This window comes from Sphingomonas segetis (assembly GCF_009720245.1).
GTDB lineage: Bacteria > Pseudomonadota > Alphaproteobacteria > Sphingomonadales > Sphingomonadaceae > Sphingomicrobium > Sphingomicrobium segetis.
The window spans coordinates 16,937-33,474 of record NZ_WJSQ01000002.1 but is presented as its reverse complement, the minus strand read 5'-3'; the positions used below and the strand labels follow the sequence as shown (position 1 = coordinate 33,474).

14 protein-coding genes, 1 tRNA gene and 1 pseudogene are annotated in these 16,538 nt (G+C 65.0%); 5 read left to right on the top strand and 11 right to left on the bottom strand.

The features are described 5' to 3' along the window. Positions 1–53 precede the first annotated feature (53 nt). Positions 54–779 (top strand): annotated as a pseudogene (gene mtgA, locus GH737_RS00410) (monofunctional biosynthetic peptidoglycan transglycosylase); the annotation flags it as partial. Positions 780–1,108: 329 nt separating this feature from the next. After that, complete coding sequence (locus GH737_RS00405; protein WP_155262884.1) at positions 1,109–1,753, top strand: hemerythrin domain-containing protein; 645 nt, start codon at positions 1,109–1,111, stop codon at positions 1,751–1,753. 28 nt (positions 1,754–1,781) lie between these two features. Here the strand turns inward: GH737_RS00405 and dnaE are convergent, their stop codons facing one another. The 6 genes from dnaE to proS form a co-directional block, all read right to left on the bottom strand. Then, complete coding sequence (gene dnaE / locus GH737_RS00400) at positions 1,782–5,222, bottom strand: DNA polymerase III subunit alpha (protein WP_155262883.1); 3,441 nt, start codon at positions 5,220–5,222, stop codon at positions 1,782–1,784. 60 nt (positions 5,223–5,282) lie between these two features. Next, positions 5,283–5,834 carry a hypothetical protein gene (locus GH737_RS00395; RefSeq protein WP_155262882.1) on the bottom strand — a complete coding sequence of 184 codons (552 nt, stop codon included), beginning with the start codon at positions 5,832–5,834 and terminating at the stop codon, positions 5,283–5,285. Between the two features lie 55 nt (positions 5,835–5,889). Continuing rightward, positions 5,890–6,933 (bottom strand): lysozyme inhibitor LprI family protein, encoded by a 1,044-nt coding sequence (locus GH737_RS00390; RefSeq protein ID WP_155262881.1) that lies wholly within the window; start codon positions 6,931–6,933, stop codon positions 5,890–5,892. Between the two features lie 58 nt (positions 6,934–6,991). Further along, positions 6,992–7,669, bottom strand: coding sequence for an ABC transporter ATP-binding protein (locus GH737_RS00385; RefSeq protein ID WP_155262897.1), 678 nt, complete (start codon positions 7,667–7,669; stop codon positions 6,992–6,994). Between the two features lie 31 nt (positions 7,670–7,700). Next, on the bottom strand, positions 7,701–8,951 hold the full coding sequence (locus tag GH737_RS00380; RefSeq protein ID WP_155262880.1) for a lipoprotein-releasing ABC transporter permease subunit: 1,251 nt from the start codon (positions 8,949–8,951) through the stop codon (positions 7,701–7,703). 124 nt (positions 8,952–9,075) lie between these two features. Then, positions 9,076–10,398: a proline--tRNA ligase gene (proS, locus tag GH737_RS00375; protein WP_155262879.1), complete on the bottom strand. Its 1,323-nt coding sequence runs from the start codon at positions 10,396–10,398 to the stop codon at positions 9,076–9,078. A gap of 471 nt (positions 10,399–10,869) precedes the next feature. Between proS and GH737_RS00370 the strand changes: the two genes are divergently transcribed. After that, positions 10,870–11,109 (top strand): YgaP family membrane protein, encoded by a 240-nt coding sequence (locus GH737_RS00370; RefSeq protein ID WP_155262878.1) that lies wholly within the window; start codon positions 10,870–10,872, stop codon positions 11,107–11,109. Positions 11,110–11,184: 75 nt separating this feature from the next. Continuing rightward, entirely contained in the window at positions 11,185–12,339 is a 1,155-nt protein-coding gene (metC, locus tag GH737_RS00365; RefSeq protein ID WP_155262877.1) for a cystathionine beta-lyase, read from the top strand. Between the two features lie 5 nt (positions 12,340–12,344). On the opposite strand, the gene GH737_RS00360 is transcribed toward metC, so the two are convergent. Beyond that, complete coding sequence (locus GH737_RS00360; protein WP_155262876.1) at positions 12,345–12,656, bottom strand: hypothetical protein; 312 nt, start codon at positions 12,654–12,656, stop codon at positions 12,345–12,347. Positions 12,657–12,804: 148 nt separating this feature from the next. After that, positions 12,805–12,881: transfer RNA gene (locus GH737_RS00355), tRNA-Met, on the bottom strand. Between the two features lie 125 nt (positions 12,882–13,006). Between GH737_RS00355 and GH737_RS00350 the strand changes: the two genes are divergently transcribed. Further along, positions 13,007–13,429 (top strand): DUF3775 domain-containing protein, encoded by a 423-nt coding sequence (locus GH737_RS00350; protein ID WP_155262875.1) that lies wholly within the window; start codon positions 13,007–13,009, stop codon positions 13,427–13,429. Here GH737_RS00350 and GH737_RS00345 read toward each other — a convergent pair. The 3 genes from GH737_RS00345 to GH737_RS00335 form a co-directional block, all read right to left on the bottom strand. After that, entirely contained in the window at positions 13,422–13,922 is a 501-nt protein-coding gene (locus tag GH737_RS00345; protein WP_155262874.1) for a 2'-5' RNA ligase family protein, read from the bottom strand. The two genes, GH737_RS00350 and GH737_RS00345, sit on opposite strands and share 8 nt — an antisense overlap. Further along, a complete protein-coding gene (locus GH737_RS00340; RefSeq protein WP_155262873.1) occupies positions 13,907–14,416 on the bottom strand; it encodes a PRC-barrel domain containing protein in 510 nt (169 codons plus the stop codon). Before GH737_RS00340 ends, GH737_RS00345 begins: the two co-directional genes overlap by 16 nt. Before the next feature lie 149 nt (positions 14,417–14,565). Next, positions 14,566–16,506 carry a potassium transporter Kup gene (locus GH737_RS00335; RefSeq protein ID WP_155262872.1) on the bottom strand — a complete coding sequence of 647 codons (1,941 nt, stop codon included), beginning with the start codon at positions 16,504–16,506 and terminating at the stop codon, positions 14,566–14,568. Positions 16,507–16,538 lie beyond the last annotated feature (32 nt).

Sequence of the window (16,538 nt, the reverse complement as noted above, 5' to 3'; positions counted from 1 at the left end):
ACCGCGGCAAGGCGAGGCCTTGGCAGTGCCGGCAATTCCGCTAGTCAACCGTGATGGCCAAGCGGAAATCCACGATCCCACATTACAAGCGCCGCCGCGAGCACTCATTTCTCGGCAGGCTCATCGGCTGGATCGTCAAGCTGATCCTCGCATTCCTCGTCATCTCGGTCCTCTGGGTGCTCGCCTACCGCTTCGTAAGCCCGCCGGTCACCTTCAACATGATCGGCGACTTCTTCGCCGGGCGCGGCGTGCACAAGGACTGGATGCCGATTAGCCGGATCGACCGCGACATGGTCCGCGCGGCGATCGGCGCGGAGGACAGCAAGTTCTGCTCGCATAACGGCTTCGATGTCGAAGCCATTGAAGACGCGATGAAACGCAATGCGTCGGGCGGGCGAATCCGCGGCGGCTCGACGATTAGCCAGCAGACCGCCAAGAACGCCTTCCTGTGGAACGGCGGCGGCTATGTGCGCAAGGGCGTCGAAGCGTGGTTCACCTTCCTGATCGAGCATCTCTGGGACAAGCGCCGGATCATGGAAGTCTATCTCAACCTCGCCGAGACCGGCATCGGGACCTACGGCGTGAACGCGGGTGCGCAGCGTTATTTCGGGCATGACGCGAGCGCAATGAGCGCGACCGAGGCGGCGCGTATCGCCGCAATCCTTCCGCTGCCCAAGAAGCGCGGGGCGATTGCGCCAAAGGGTTTCACCGGCCGCTACGGCAATACGATCGCCGCGCGGATCGGAGTCGTCGGCCGCGATGGTCTCGACGGCTGTGTCTACAAGGGTGCGCCCGCACCGGTGAACAAGGCGCCGCCGAAGGTGACCAGGGAGCAGCGTCCGCTGCCGGGCGAGGAATATGAAAGCCCCAGGGCGCTCCCGCCGCTCGAAAATGTGGTGAGCGAGCTTCCGCCGACTTCGGCCGAGCCGCTGGAGCAGCAAGCGAGCCCTGCCGAGACGAACGAAGCCGCCATGTTGCCGGAGCAGCCGCTGGAGCCTTCGAACTCGTTCTGAAGACGCGTCGAACGGTGGCTTGAGAGCGCCTCGCAACAGGAACGCCGCGCAACCCCCGTCCGTTGTGCCAGACAAATCCAACAAGGAGGAAATCTATGGCCACGCGTACCAAAAGCCGGCAGTCGGATCGCTCGTCCTCGAACCGCAGCAGCTCGGCCGGAAGCAACCGCAGCAGCAATGAACGCAGCGCCTTTTCATGGGGCGAAAGCGGACCGATCATCGCCGCTGCGCTTGGCGGCGCAGCGCTCGGCTTTGCCGCAAACTACGGCCGCAAGTTCATCACCCAGGCGGTTTCCGGCATTTCCGGCGACTGGGACGAAGTCCTGGCAACCGAGCACGACTTGGCATTGGCGGTGTTCGACAAGATGCTCGCGACCGATTCCAGCCAGACATGGAAGCGCAGCATGCTACTGATGCAGCTTACGCACATGCTCGACAAGCATGCGCACGAAGAGGAAATGGTCGTTTACCCGGCGCTGCGCGAGGCAGACCAGGCGGTCGAGGCCGACCAGCTCAATGCCGAGCACGGCTATATCAAGACCTTCCTCTACGAGCTCGGCAAGATCGGCCCGGACGCGTCGAACTGGCTGGAAAAGGTTCGGGAATTCCGCGTCTTGGTGGCCGAACATGCCAAGATGGAGGAAGGGCAGGTCTTCCCCGCGTTCAAGCGCAACCTCGACGAAGAGCAGAACGCCAAGATCACCGCCCTCGTCAACAAGGACGGTTTCTGGGCGGCGTGACGCTTCCCTCTCCTCTCGCAGGAGAGGGTTATCCGACCAGCGCCAGCTTCGGTTGCTGGGTCGAAAGCTCGACGCGGCCCTCTCCCGCGATGCGCTCGATGCGCGCAGCCATATCCGCGTCGAGTGCGAAGTCGCGCCCTGCGACGATTTCGGCCTCGCCGCCGTTCGCGAGCGGAACGGTTAGTGTCACCTTGCCGTTGCCGCCGCGCGCGCCGGCCAGTTCGCCGACGATTCGCTCGATCGCGGCCCGATCCGGCGCATGGACGACCAGCTGCAGCCGCGTCCGCCTGGCGAGCTCAGAAAGAGGCTGGACTCGCTTGACGGTGACCCGGGGCGTTTCGTCGCCGGACCGGCGGTCCAGCTCCACGGTGAGGAGCCCGCACTGCCCTGCCTTCGCAGCGGCTTCGAGCGCGACCGTGGCGTCATCTTCGAACGCGGTTGCGACGAATTGGCCCGATGGGTCGCTAAGCGTCGCCATCATGTAGCGCCGGCCGCGTGCCGAGGTTCGCCAGCGCGTGTCCTCGACCAGCCCCGCCATGGTCGCGCTGACACGCTCGCCCTCAGCGATACGAACGTCGACGAGCTCCGCGAAGGTCTTCACCTTGTGCGCGGCAAGGAGGTGCTTGGCTGAATCCACCGGATGGGCGGAGAAGTAGAAGCCGAACGCCTCGCGCTCGGCAGCCATCCGCTGTGCCAGCGTCCATGACGCATCGCGCGGCAGCCGGATCGGGGCAGCCTCGGCAGAATTCACACCGAACAGGCCGGCTTGCCCGGTCTCCCGCTGTTCGTGCGCGCTCGCCGCATGCGCGAGGATCGTCTCTGCGGCCGCGGACACCGCCGCCCGCTCGGGTTTGAGCGCATCGAAGGCGCCGGCGCCCGCCAGGCTCTCGAGCTGGCGCCGGTTGAGCAGCCGCGGGTCGATCCGCGCCGCGAAATCCTCGAGGCTGGCGAACGGCCCATTCATTGCCCGGTCCTCGACCAGCGCTTCCATGGCCTTTTCGCCCACGCCCTTCAGCGCGCCAAGGGCGTAACGGACCGCGCCGTCCTCGACTGTGAAGGAAGCCCCGCTCGCGTTGATGTCGGCCGGCAGGCAGTCGATCCCGCCGCGGCGCATGTCTTCGACGAACATCGCGAGCTTGTCGGTGAGCGCCAGGTCGAAGCTCATCGACGCCGCGTAGAATTCCGCGCGGTGATGCGCCTTGAGCCATGCCGTCTGGTACGTAAGCAGCGCGTAGGCCGCCGCGTGGCTCTTGTTGAAGCCATAGCCGGCGAACTTGTCGATCAAGTCGAACAGCTCGTTCGCCTTGGCATCGGAAATGCCGTTGTGTTCGGCGCACCCTTTTACGAAGGTCGCGCGCTGCGCATCCATTTCCGACTGGATTTTCTTGCCCATCGCGCGCCTGAGCAGGTCGGCGCCGCCGAGCGAATAGCCGGCGAGGATCTGCGCCGCCTGCATCACCTGCTCCTGGTAGACGATGATCCCGTACGTCCCTTTGAGGATTCCTTCGAGCAGCGGGTGCGGATATTCGATCGCCTCCTGCCCGTTCTTGCGACGGCCGAACATCGGAATGTTATCCATTGGCCCCGGCCGGTAGAGCGCGTTGAGCGCGATGATGTCCTCGAACACCGTCGGCTTGACTGCCGAAAGCGTGCGCCGCATGCCTTCGGACTCGACCTGGAACACGCCGACCGTGTCGCCGCGCTGGAGCAGGTCGAAGACCGCGGGGTCGTCCCACGGCAGCGCGCCGAAATCGATCTCCACGCCTTGGTCGGCGAGCAGGCGCTGGCCCTGCTTCAGCACTGACAGCGTCTTCAGCCCGAGGAAGTCGAATTTCACCAGCCCCGCCGCTTCGACATATTTCATGTCGAATTGGGTGACCGGCGTGTCGGAACGCGGGTCGCGGTAGAGTGGGACGAGCTCGTCGAGCGGCCGGTCGCCGATCACCACACCGGCCGCGTGGGTCGAGGCGTGGCGCGGCAGCCCCTCGAGCTTCATCGCCAAGTCGAACAACCGCTTGACGTCGGGGTCCTTATACTCGGCCGCCACCTCGGAAACGCCGTTCAGCGACCGCTCGAGGGTCCACGGATCAGTCGGATGGTTCGGGATCAGCTTGGCGAGACGGTCGACCTGGCCATAGGGCATTTGCAGCACCCGGCCGGTGTCCTTGAGCACTGCGCGCGCCTTCAATCGCCCGAACGTGATGATTTGCGCGACCTTGTCACGGCCGTACTTGCCCTGGACGTAGGCGATCACCTTGTCGCGATGGGTTTCGCAGAAGTCGATGTCGAAGTCGGGCATCGACACGCGCTCCGGGTTGAGGAAGCGCTCGAACAGCAGCCCGAGGCCGATGGGGTCGAGATCCGTGATGGTCAGCGCCCAGGCGACCACTGATCCCGCGCCGGAGCCGCGCCCGGGACCCACCGGAATATCGTTCGCCTTGGCCCATTTGATGAAGTCTGCGACGATCAGGAAATAACCGGCGAAACCCATGCTCGTAATGATCTCGAGCTCGTAGTCGAGCCGCTCGCGGTAGGCCGCTGTCTCTTCCTCTGGGCGACCGGCGAGCCGCCGGTCGAGGCCCGCTTTCGCGTCGCCGCGAAGCTGCTCGTCCTCGTTCTCGCCGAGCCGCGGCAGGATCGGCCGGCGCTTCGGCGCTGCGACTGCGCAGCGCCGGGCGATCACCGCCGTGTTTGCGAGCGCTTCAGGCAAATCGACGAACAGATCGGCCATCGCCTTACCGTCCTTCAGCCAGGCCTCGGACGACGAAGTGACGCGGTCGGCGCTTTCGACATAGGCCGAATGGGCGATGCACAGCATCGCGTCATGCGCGGCATGGAACGACAGGTCGGCGTACGCAGCCGGGTTCGTCGCCACCAGCGGCAACTCGCGGGCGTAGGCGAGCTCGATGAGGCCGGGTTCGGCGACCTCTTCGACAGGATCGCGGCGTCGGCTGATTTCGATGTACAGTCGCCCGGGGAAGAGCCCTTCCAGGCGCTGGAGATAGGCTTCCGCCCTGCCCTGCTGCCCGTCGGCGATCAGCCGCGCCAGTGCACCCTCCGCGCCTGCGGTAAGCGCGATCAGGCCGTCGGACAGGCCGTCGAGCTTCGCAAAGGCGACATGGGGCTCTTGCTCGAGCGGCCGGTCGAGATGCGCGGAGGAAACCAGCTTGCAGAGGTTCGCGTAGCCCTGGTCATCCTTGGCAAGGAGAACGAGCCAGTCGATGCCAGCTTCGCCACCCAGGTCCGTTGGACGCGCCACCGCGAGCATCGCGCCGACGATCGGCTGCACGCCCTTGGCGACGCACGCGTCGCTGAACGGCATGACGCCGTAAAGCCCGTTGCGGTCGGTGACGGCGATCGCGGGAAAACCGAGCATCGCCGCCCGCGCCGCGACCGTCTTCGGCTCCATTGCTCCTTCGAGCATGGTGAAGGACGAGAAGACGCGGAGCGGAACATATGGCTCGTTCATTCGCCGATTATGAGCCGCAGCGCCCTAATCTGAAAGCGCGGCCGGGACGATTTTCCACAGCTAAAACTTGGGGAATGCCTGGACGTGCCGGTAGAGCAAATCGAATGCCGGCTTCCAACTCTTCCCCTCGTCGCTCGACGCTTCGCCCCACTGCCGCACCTGTCCATCAGGCTGCTTCTGGTAGTTCATTCGTACCAGCGCATCCTTCCCCGGTCCGGCAAAGCCCGGCCAGGTGCCGGTGATCGACATCACGCCATTCGCGAAGCCGCCCTCGAAGTCGGCCCGGGTGCCGCTTGAATCGACCCAGGTCTGGCGCCAATGCCTGGATTGAGGATCATAGGAACTGAGGCTGCCGCCGCCGCCAGTCAGCTCCTTGCCAAGCGGCATCCAATTCTCGCGGACGGCGCAGCCACTATACTTTTTTTCGATCAGCGAATGGGCCACGATCTTGTCTGCGCCGTTGGGATGCACCTCCCACTTGCCGACCCAGAAATCGAGCTGGTGGGATTCGGGCGTGTCGCAGCCCGCCGGGCCCGCAGGCGCAGGCTGCGCGAGCGTGGGGCCAGCGGCGGCCACGAGCGCGGCTGTTACGGCAAGCGAAGTCCGAACCATCCGAGGCCTCCTCGTCGCACCATAGTGATGCACCAGCGCAGCGTCGGCAACAGGCTCAGCGCGGCGGCGTCCAATTCCCTTCCATGATGTCGCGGATCTCGCGCATGCGGCCGACATAGGCATCGGCCATGCACGAGCGGTTGGGGCAGCGGTCCCGATAGGAGAGGAAGCGGTCGCGAGTCCGTTGCAGCAGGGCTTTCTCCTCGGGAGAGGCGGACGCCAGCGCTCGCCGGTATTGCGTCGCCATGTTAACGTCGAGCGCCGCGAGGCCGCTGTCGGAGCAGACCGCGATCTCGCCCTTGGTGCTCGCGTTCGAGCAGTCGAAGCTCGGGCGTGCGCCGGAGTTCGTCTTCGGACCGACCTCCTTGTTCGCGGATTCAGAGGCGGAGACGTCCGGCACCGTCTGGCCGCTATCGGGCGCCTCAGTCATGGGCATTTCTCCCGGTTCACCGCTAGCAGGCTGCCCCTCCTGCTGGGCGACGCGCGTCAGCGTCGCCAGGGGCGTGACGATCGCGTCCGCGCTTCGCAGCGCGACGACGTTGCCGCTTCCGTCGGCGGCCGGCTGCACGGTATAATCGACGTCGGAGGTGAGCGTCCGCCGGCCGCCCACGATCGCGACTCCCGGCGGCAGGTCGAGCGCAAGCGACGCCGAGCAATTGACCGCTCCAGTCGAATTGTCCTGGCTTTCCATCACGGGGTTTTCGACCCGGAGCACAGCATAGCCGGACAGGTTGTTGAACGCGGCCTCGTCGCTTCCTCGGACCTGCGCCGCCCGGTGGAACAGCTCGCGCTTGATGAGATCGTAGGTCGCCTTGCTCGTGCACAGTTTCGCCGGATCCGCGGGCGCAGCTGCGTTCTGGGCAGCCTCGTTCCCGATCAGTTTGTCCTGGTCCGGGTTACGGCTGGTGGCGAAATAAGCGACCAGAAGCGCGAGGATGATCAGCCCGGCGATGAGCGCAATCGTGGTCCAGTTCAGGCCCGTCCCCCCGCTTCGGCGTTCGCGAACGACATCGGCGTCGCGCCCGCTCTCCCGCCGCTCTTCCTCGGCTTGCCGTTCGGGGCCGATGGGCCACTCGGGGGGGCGATCGGGGCCGTTCATCGCGGAGTCCTCATTTGCATTACAGGCCACGAACGCAGTTCACCCTTTGAGGATGCAATCACTTCGCCGGCTCGAGCCTTCCCTCGTGCAGCCTGACGACGCGGTCCATCTTGGCTGCGATGCGCTCGTTATGCGTGGCCACGAGCGCCGCGGTCCCCTCCCCCCGGACCAGTCCCATGAATTCGGCAAAGACCGTGTCGGCAGTATGCTCGTCGAGATTGCCGGTCGGCTCGTCGGCCAGCACCAGCGGCGGCTTGTTGGCGAGCGCGCGGGCGACCGCCACGCGCTGCTGTTCGCCGCCGGACAGTTTCGACGGCCGGTGGTCCAGCCGATCCGCAAGGCCGAGCGCACCGAGCAATTGCTCCGCCCTCTCGCGTGCAGGCTGCATTTCCGCGCCGCGCACAAGCTGCGGAAGGACGACATTCTCGACCGCGTTGAACTCGGGCAGCAGATGGTGGAACTGGTAGACGAAGCCGAGCAGGTCGCGACGCAGGCGCGTGCGACCCTCGTCGTCGAGCTCGGAAGCCTCCTCGCCCTTGAGCTGGATCGACCCTTCGAACCCGCCCTCGAGAAGCCCGACCGCCTGCAGCAGCGTCGACTTGCCTGAGCCCGACGGCCCAAGCAGCGCGACGATCTCGCCCGGCTGGACCGCGAGATCGACGCCGCGCAGCACCTCGATCGTGACGTCGGCCTGGGTGAAGCTGCGCTTGAGGCCACTCGTGGCGAGGATCGGCATCGCGTCCCGGCGGAGCGTCCGCGAAGACTCCTCACTCATAGCGCAGCACCTGCACAGGGTCCGTGCTCGCCGCCTTGTAGGCGGGATAGAGCGTGGCGAGGAACGACAGGATCAGCGCCGTCAGCACGATTGCCGCGATCTCCAACGGGTCACTCTTGGCAGGGAGATCGGTGAGGAATCGCACCGACGGGTCCCACAAATTCTGACCGGTTATCGCCTGGATCGCGTCGACAACGTCCTGCCGGAAGAACAGGAATATCGCGCCCAGGACGATGCCGAGCAGGATACCCAGCGAGCCGATCGTCACGCCGACCGTCACGAACACCTTCATCATGCCTCTGCGGCTCGCTCCCATGGTGCGCAGGATGGCGATGTCGCGAGTCTTGGCGCGGACCAGCATGATCAGCGACGACAGAATGTTGAAGACCGCCACCAGCACGATCAGCGAGAGCACGATGAACATCGCGACACGCTCGATCTCGAGCGCCTGGAACAAGGCCGAGTTCATCTGCCGCCAGTCGGTGATGACTCCCTTGCCCTGGACGAGCTTGCGCAGCGGCGCGAGAATTTCCTGCACCTTGTCGGGATTGCTCGTCTGGATTTCGATCATCCCGACCTGATCGCCCATCAGCATCAATTCCTGCGCGTCCTGCATCGGCATGATGACGAACGCCTTGTCGTAATCGTAGACGCCGATCTCGAAGATGGCGCCGACCGTGTAGGTTACTTCGCGCGGGACGGTGCCGACCACGGTCGAGCGGCCTTCCGGGTTCCACAGGGTGATCTGGCTGCCGGGATAAGCGCCGAGCGTATCGGCAAGCCGGGAGCCGAGCGCCACGCGGTTGCTGCCCGGCGCGATCGAACGGATGTCGCCGGCGAGCACATTCGAGGTGATCGTCTTGTTGCCGCGGATGTCCTCGACCCGCATGCCGCGCACCAGCACGCCTTCGAAGCGGCCGTTCGCGGTTGCCATCAGCGGCGTCTCGATCAGAGGCAGCGCCGATGTCACGCCGGGCGTCTTCTTCGCGGTATCGGCGATCCGCTGCCAATCCGGCAGCCTTCCGCCGTACCCCTGGACGACGGCGTGGCCGTTCAATCCCACGATCTTGTCGAAAAGCTCGGCTCGAAACCCGTTCATCACGCTCATCACGATGATCAAGGCAGCGACGCCGAGCGCGACCGCGATCAGGCTGATCGACGCGACGAGGAAGATGAACCCCTCGCCCTTGCCGGGAAGGAGGTAGCGCCGGGTGAGCATCCGCTCCGCGCGGTTGAGGATCATGATTCTGCCTGTACCCCGGCGCAGGGGCACCCCGCAAAGTAGTACTTTGCGGGGACCCCGATGGCCGGGGTCCAGAAGTTCTTGTTGGGCTGGATCCCGGCCTTCGCCGGGGTACACAGGTGCTTCATTCCGTCAGCCTCGCCAGCGCGCTTTCGAGGCTCAGCTCCTCGCGCTCGCCGGTTGAACGGCGCTTTAACTCGACAGTGCCGCTGGCGATGCCGCGCGGACCGACGACCACCTGCCAGGGCAGTCCGATCAAGTCCATCGAGCCGAGCTTGACGCCGCCGCGTTCGTCGCGGTCGTCGTAAAGCACCTCGACCCCGGCGCGGATCAACTCGGTGTACAACGAGTCTGCCGCGGCGACGCTCGCCCCGTCGTCAGCGCGCATCGTGACGATCCCGACCTGCCACGGCGCAACCGCCTCGGGCCAGACGATCCCTGCGTCATCATGGCTGGCTTCGATGATCGCTCCGACGAGGCGCGACACGCCGACGCCGTAGCTGCCCATCATGGGCGTGACGGGCGTGCCGTCGCGGCCCGAGACCTTGAGCCCCATGGCCTTCGAATATTTGTCGCCGAAGTAGAAGATGTGCCCGACCTCGATCCCGCGCCCTGTGCGGCGGTTGCCTTCGGGCAACACTTCCCACTTCGCGACGTCGTGCGTCTCGTCCGTGGCGGCATAGGTCGAATTCACGCGGTCGAAGAGGCCCTGCAGCCCTGTTTCGTCCCCGTAGTTGAGGCCGGCCTGGTTCCAATCGAATTCCTCGTACGCCGCATCGTAGAACACCTCGCTCTCGCCGGTCGGCGCAAGCACGATGAACTCGTGGGACAGGTCGCCGCCGATAGGCCCCGACGCGGCCTTCATCGGCACCGCGCGGATCCCCATCCGCTGGAAGGTGCGCAGGTACGCCAGCATCTGCGTGTAATAGCTCTGCCGCGCGGCCGCCTCGTCGAGGTCGAAGCTGTAGGCGTCCTTCATCAGGAACTCGCGCCCGCGCATCACGCCGAACCGCGGCCGGACTTCGTCGCGGAACTTCCACTGGATGTGGTAGAGCGTGCGCGGCAGATCGCGGTAGCTCTTCACCTCATCGCGGAAGAGAACTGTGATCATTTCCTCGTTGGTCGGCCCATAGAGCATCTCGCGGTCGTGCCGGTCCCGGATGCGCAGCATCTCGGGTCCGTACGCCTCATACCGGCCGCTCTCGCGCCACAGGTCGGCCGACTGGAGCGTCGGCATCAGCATTTCCTGCGCACCCGCGCGGTCCTGTTCCTCGCGGACGATCTGCTCGATCTTCTTGAGCACCCGGAAGCCGAGCGGCAGCCACGCATAAATGCCGGCGGCGGTCTGGCGCACCAGCCCTGCGCGGAGCATCAGCTTGTGGCTGACGATCTGCGCGTCGGCGGGGCTCTCCTTGAGAACGGGGAGGAATGCTCGGGACCAGCGCATGGCGCCGCGCTGTAGGGTCACAGCACCGGGCGTGCAACCGGAGCTGCCGGGCTCATGTCATGTGTCCCCACCGACACAGCAGCGACGAAAAAGCAACCTGCGTCAATTTCCCGGCGTGACAGCGCTTCTGCAGGGTCCTACTCAAATTTCCATCCGAACGCATGGCTCTTGGGCCGGGTTCGGGTGGCGGCCGGGATGTCGCGAACGCTCGTGCTGGGGAACGGGCTGATCGCGTCCTGGGGATTCTGGCCGCGGCACATCCAAGGGGGCTGACGAGCAATCGTCACGCACGGCGCCCGGATCGCTGGTCGATCCGGGCGTTTGCTTTTGAGCAATCATATTGACGTCACGCCGCAGTTAAGGGATCAGCCCGTCAAGCCAAGCAAGGCGCAAACTCGGCCGTTGTGTCCTCGCGGTTCAGGCGTATCATGAACCACACGGGACCACGGTGATCACAAGGGGATAGACGACATGGCCAGGAATGTCGGACCGGAAGACCGGGTCGTTCGAATCGTTCTCGCAATTGGGCTCGCGGTCCTCGCCTATCTCGGCGTGCTTCCGCCCGTGGCGACGATCATCATGGTGGTCCTCGCCGCCTACCTGCTCATCAGCGGCCTTCTCGCGCGCTGCATCTTCTACAAGGTGATCGACGTCGATACGAGCATCCAGGAGCAACCCTACTCGACGACGGACGACCGGGCAGGACTCTAAGCTCGGAACGACGCGCGACACCTCTCCGCCGTCTTGGCCGGCTTCTCTTGAGCTGCGGCCGTATGAATGCATCCCATGACCGATCGTGACAAAGGCAAGGCAACCCGGCTGGTCGAAGGCGGGCGGCGCAAGGAGTGGCGCCGCCGGTTGGTCAATCCGCCCGTGGAGCGCGCATCGACGATCCTGTTCGACAGCGTCGCCGATCTCCACGCCAGCCGACCGGCACTCGGCACATATCGATATGGCTTGCAGGGAACTGCGACACAGTGGGCGCTTGCCGAGGCGCTGACGGAGCTCGAGCCCGGCGCCGCCGGGACCGCGTTGTACTCCTCGGGGCTTGCTGCGATCACGACTCCCCTGCTTGCCGTCCTCGAACCGGGCGACGAGCTGCTGGCAACGGACAGTGTTTACGGGCCCACACGCCGATTCTGCGACAGCTTCCTCAGCCGCTACGGCGTTGCCACCCGCTACTACGACCCGCTGGTCGGCTCCGGCATCGCCGACCTGATCGGCAACCGCACGCGCGCAATCCTGCTCGAGAGCCCTGGATCGCTGACCATGGAAGTGCAGGACGTCCCGGGCATTTGCGCGATCGCGCGCAAGCGCGGCATCGTTACTTTGCTCGACAACACCTGGGCGACGCCCCTGCTCTTTCCGGCAATCGCCGCCGGCGTCGACATCACGGTCCTTGCCGCCACCAAATATGTCGGCGGCCACGCCGATGTGATGCTCGGGGCCGCCACGGCAACTCCGGACCATTACGACCGCCTGCAGGAGATCAGCTGGGACCTCGGCCACTGCGTCTCGCCCGACGATGCGTGGCTCGGCTCGCGCGGGCTGAGGACCATGGCCGTCCGCCTGAAGCAGCACGAGGAGAGCGCTCTCAAGGTCGCAGACTGGCTGAAGTCACAGCCGCAGGTCGGCCGCGTCCTCCACCCCGCTTTCTCCGACTGCCCCGGCCATGAGCAGTGGAAGCGCGATTTCCACGGCTCGTCGGGCCTGTTCTCGTTCGAGCTCAAGGGCGCGCGCGCCGCGTTCATCGACGGCCTCGAATTGTTCGGCATCGGCTACAGCTGGGGCGGGTACGAGAGCCTGGCGCTTCCGATCAGTCCGTATCGAACGACAAGCACCGCGCCCGCACCCAATCTCGTCCGCCTGCACATCGGCCTCGAGGATCCCGACGATCTAATCGCCGACCTGGGCGAGTCCCTCGCAGCCCTCGAGCGCTGAACGCGCTAGCGAAGCAGCAGGATCGCGATCACCGCGACAAGGCAGCCCAGCAACAGGGCCTCCAAAATCCCCAGGCGCAGCGATTTCTTGCGCGCTGCTTTGCGCCGGGCGGATTCGTCTTCGGCCTTGCGCTGCTCGCGAGCCCGCCGCTCGGCTTCCGCGGTAGCCCCATCGAACCCTGCGCTTCCAAACCCGCGATCGAGGAACTCGCGCAGCTCCTGGTGGCTGCGCGCGTGCCACCACGCCGGCGAAAAGCATTCAGGTGCCGCTTCCGTGCATTCGGCATCGGCGTACGCAAGCGTGTCATCGGCTATCATGGACGCACCCTCCAGATCGAGAAAGCGACCACCGGACGGAATCCCGTCGGCCCTCAGGAGCGCGAAGCGAGGGCAAAATCGTTCTTAAGCCGAAACTGGGTGGGAATTAAGTGTGCTTTAGTGAGGGGGCGCGCGCCCGGAAAGTGGATGGTAGCGGAGGAGGGACTTGAACCCCCGACACGCGGATTATGATTCCGCTGCTCTAACCAGCTGAGCTACTCCGCCCCAAAGCCTGAAAGGCGCCCGCCCGGGGCGCTGGAGGCGCGGCATATAAGAGCGTGCATCGGGCCGGTCAACGCGAGGAACCGCTTAATGCTGCTGTCGTTGAGCGCGCAGGAGAAGAGGCTTCGATGGACCCGCTCACGCCGCTCGAAACACTTTGCCGGATTATCCTGCGCGCGCGGGAATATGAGGCGCAGACGGTCGACTATGCCGACGACCAGGACGCGGACGACGTCGACGATGAACAGGAAGGCGCGCTCAGCGTGCTCGAGGACGACATCAACGACAGCGTCGAGGAAGAGCTTCGCGCCGTTTTCGAGGATCTCGGCGAGGATCAGCTCGCCGAGGTGATCGCCTTTTGCTGGGTCGGCCAGGGCACCTACGAGGCGGCCGATTGGGACGAGGCGATGGATGAGGCGCAGAGTCTCGTCGGCGAAAGCGTCGACGAGGCCATCAACGAGCTGATGGACCAGCCGATGCTCGCCTCGGTGCTGGACTCAGGCCTCGCGGCGTTCGATCTCAGCTGCGACGGCATCGGCGACGTCACCTGAACGGGTAGGTCGCGATCCGCTCCCACGGACCGTCGAGGTAGCGGTGGATGGCCAAGCCGGCGATGGATAGCGGGCGTGGCTGAAAACTTTCCTCGAGACTGGCTTTCAGCGCACGCGCGACTTTCGGCGCCACCTTGTTCTGAATGGTAATGTGCGGCCGCCACCCGCCGCTATCCTGAGCGCCCAAGAGACCGTGCAGAGCGTCGGCGAGTTCGTCGCGAACGGCGTCCAGGTCGGGCGAGACGACCCGAAAGGCAACCCCACCACCGAGGTCCATGAGGCCGGCAATCGTCGCCTTGGTCGTCCGGCCTCGAACAGTGCCGCCTAGTCTCGATCGAAGCGCGGTCTCGGCCGACGGAGGAAGCGTACGGAACATGGTGAGGTGCGCCGCCACCCGATTGCGCTCGGAAGGATAATGCGCGCGCCGAAGCGCCTCAAGCCACGAAAAGTCGCCGAGTGCGATTTCCGCGGTGACTATCAGTGCCCCGGCCATTCGTCCCTTCGCAGCTCATCAAGGTGTTCGAAGCGATCCGCAGCCAGGTCCGTGACGACAAGTTCGCCTTCAACATGTGCGTCGTTCCATGAGAGTCGGCGCAGCTTTTCGCCGACGCCGGCCACCCCTCCTTCCGACACGACGAGATAATCCAGGCGGCCGCTGCGGCAGCCGGCCATCGCATCGATGCAATGGCCCACTTCCGCCTGGCCGCATCGCACCGGGGCTCTGCTGAGCAGCGACACGGGGAATAGCGCTTCCCCGGGACTGCGCTCGCTTGCTTCCGAGGCCGAACGGGCACCTTCCTCCACGCCTGCCTGACGCCCGAGCCAGCGCCACACGCCGAATGTGTTCAGGGCAAGCAGAACGACATTGGTCCACATGAGCGCGGGCTGATCCGACAGCGCGCCGACGGCAATCCAGCACAGGGCGCCGATCGTGAAGACCGCGAAACCGTATCCAGTGATGCGCGAGCCGAGGTTCGATGCGGTCATGAACGCGCCGATAATGGTCGCGACGGTCGCGGCCCAGGAAATAGTGTCAGCCATTTGGCGGCAATGCGTGTGCCTGCAACATGTATCCCTGCCAACGCACCGACCCCGCCCTGGAAAGATTGGGCTACTGCTTTGACGGGAGCATAAAATCAGATTTCCACTTGGCTCCCGAGCTCGACGACGCGGTTCGTCGGAAGCTTGAAAAATTCCATCGCGCTTTCGGCGTTGCGCAGCATCCAGGCGAACAGCTTCTCGCGCCAGATCGCCATTCCCGGTCGCGACGAGGGCAGCAAGGTCTGCCTCGCGAGGAAGAAGCTGGTGTCCATCATCTTGCACTGCGGACCGATGCCCTTGAGCTGCGCGAGCGCCGCGGGGACGTTGATTTCCTCCATGAAGCCGTAGCGCAGCACGACGCGGAAGAAGCCGGCGCCGTAATCCCTCGGCTCGAGCCTCTTCTCGTCGGGGACATAAGGGACATCCTCGATCTTGACGGTCAGCAGGATCACGCGCTCGTGGAGCACCTTGTTGTGCTTGAGATTGTGCAGCAGCGCATGCGGCACGCCGCTCGACGCGCTGGTCATGAACACTGCAGTCCCGGGGACCCGCGCTGCGCTCGGCGCGGCCGACTTGATGAAAATCTCCATCGGCAGGCTGGCCTCGTTCATCCGGGCGATCATTAACTGCCGGCCCTTGGCCCAGGTCGTCAGGAAGGTGAAAGCGATCGCGCCCACCAGCAGCGGGAACCAGCCCCCCGCGGGCACTTTGGTGAGGTTCGAGCTGAAATAGCCGATGTCCACGGTGAAGAAGAGCACCACCAGCGCAGCCGAGAGGACGCGGTTCCACTTCCACATCGTGAACAGCACTACGGCAATCAGCACCGTGTCGATGAGCATGGCGCCAGTCACCGCGATCCCATAGGCCGCGGCGAGGTTCGACGAAGTCTGGAAGGTGAGGACGAGCAGCAGCACCATGATCATCAGGGCCCAGTTGACGACGGGGATGTAGATCTGCCCGGCGGCGCTTTCGCTCGTATGGGTAATTCTGAGGCGCGGCACGAAGCCGAGCTGAATCGCCTGATGCGTAACCGAAAAGGCGCCGGAGATGACCGCCTGGCTGGCGATGATCGAGGCCAGCGTCGCGAGGATCACCAGCGGCAGTCGCCACGCTTCCGAAGCGAGGTAGAAGAAGGGGTCCCTGACCGCGGTCAGCACGACATTCGGCGGAAGCGAGAGCAGCATCGCACCCTGCCCCATATAGTTGAGCAGCAGCGCCGGCAGGACGAAATACAGCCATGCCGCCTTGATCGGTTTTCGACCGAAATGGCCCATATCCGCGTAAAGCGCCTCCGCGCCGGTCAGGGCGAGTACGACCGACCCCATCGCAAGGAACGCGCGCATCGGCTCGGTTGCAAAGAAGGACGCGGCATTGAGCGGGTTTATCATCGCCAGCATGACCGTTGGGCGGTCGACGATGTGAATCACCCCCAGCACTGCCAGCGCGGCGAAGTAAACGAGCATGATCGGGCCGAACATCATGCCGACGCGCGCCGTGCCTCTCGCCTGTATGGCAAACAGCCCGACGAGGATCACGACCGCCGCGGGGATGACGAACGGGGCGAACGCCTGCTGCACCGTCGTCAAGCCTTCGACCGCGGAAAGCACCGTCACGGCCGGCGTGATCATGCTGTCGCCGTAGAACAGCGCGGTAGCGAACACGCCGAGCATGACGATCCCGCTGGTCCATCTTTTCTTGCCGCTGATGGTGCGGTTGATCAGCGCCAGGAGGGCCAGGCTGCCGCCTTCACCCTTGTTGTCCGCGCGCATGATGATGAACACATATTTCAGAGTCACGACGATCATCATCGACCAGAAGATCATCGAGAGGACCGCGTGTATATGGAACTCGTCGGGCACCAGCGGGTGGTGGCCCGCGAAGGTTTCGCGGAACGAATAGATCGGCGAAGTGCCGATATCGCCGAAGACGATCCCGACCGCTCCGATCGCGAGCTTGTAGAGCGGCCCCTGGGCGTGCCCGTGCGCGGGATCGTGTGGCGCCTCGGCTTCGGCGGCTCCAGTGGCGGTGATGCTCATGCTTTAGGGTTCGGACTCGACTGTCTGAGGCT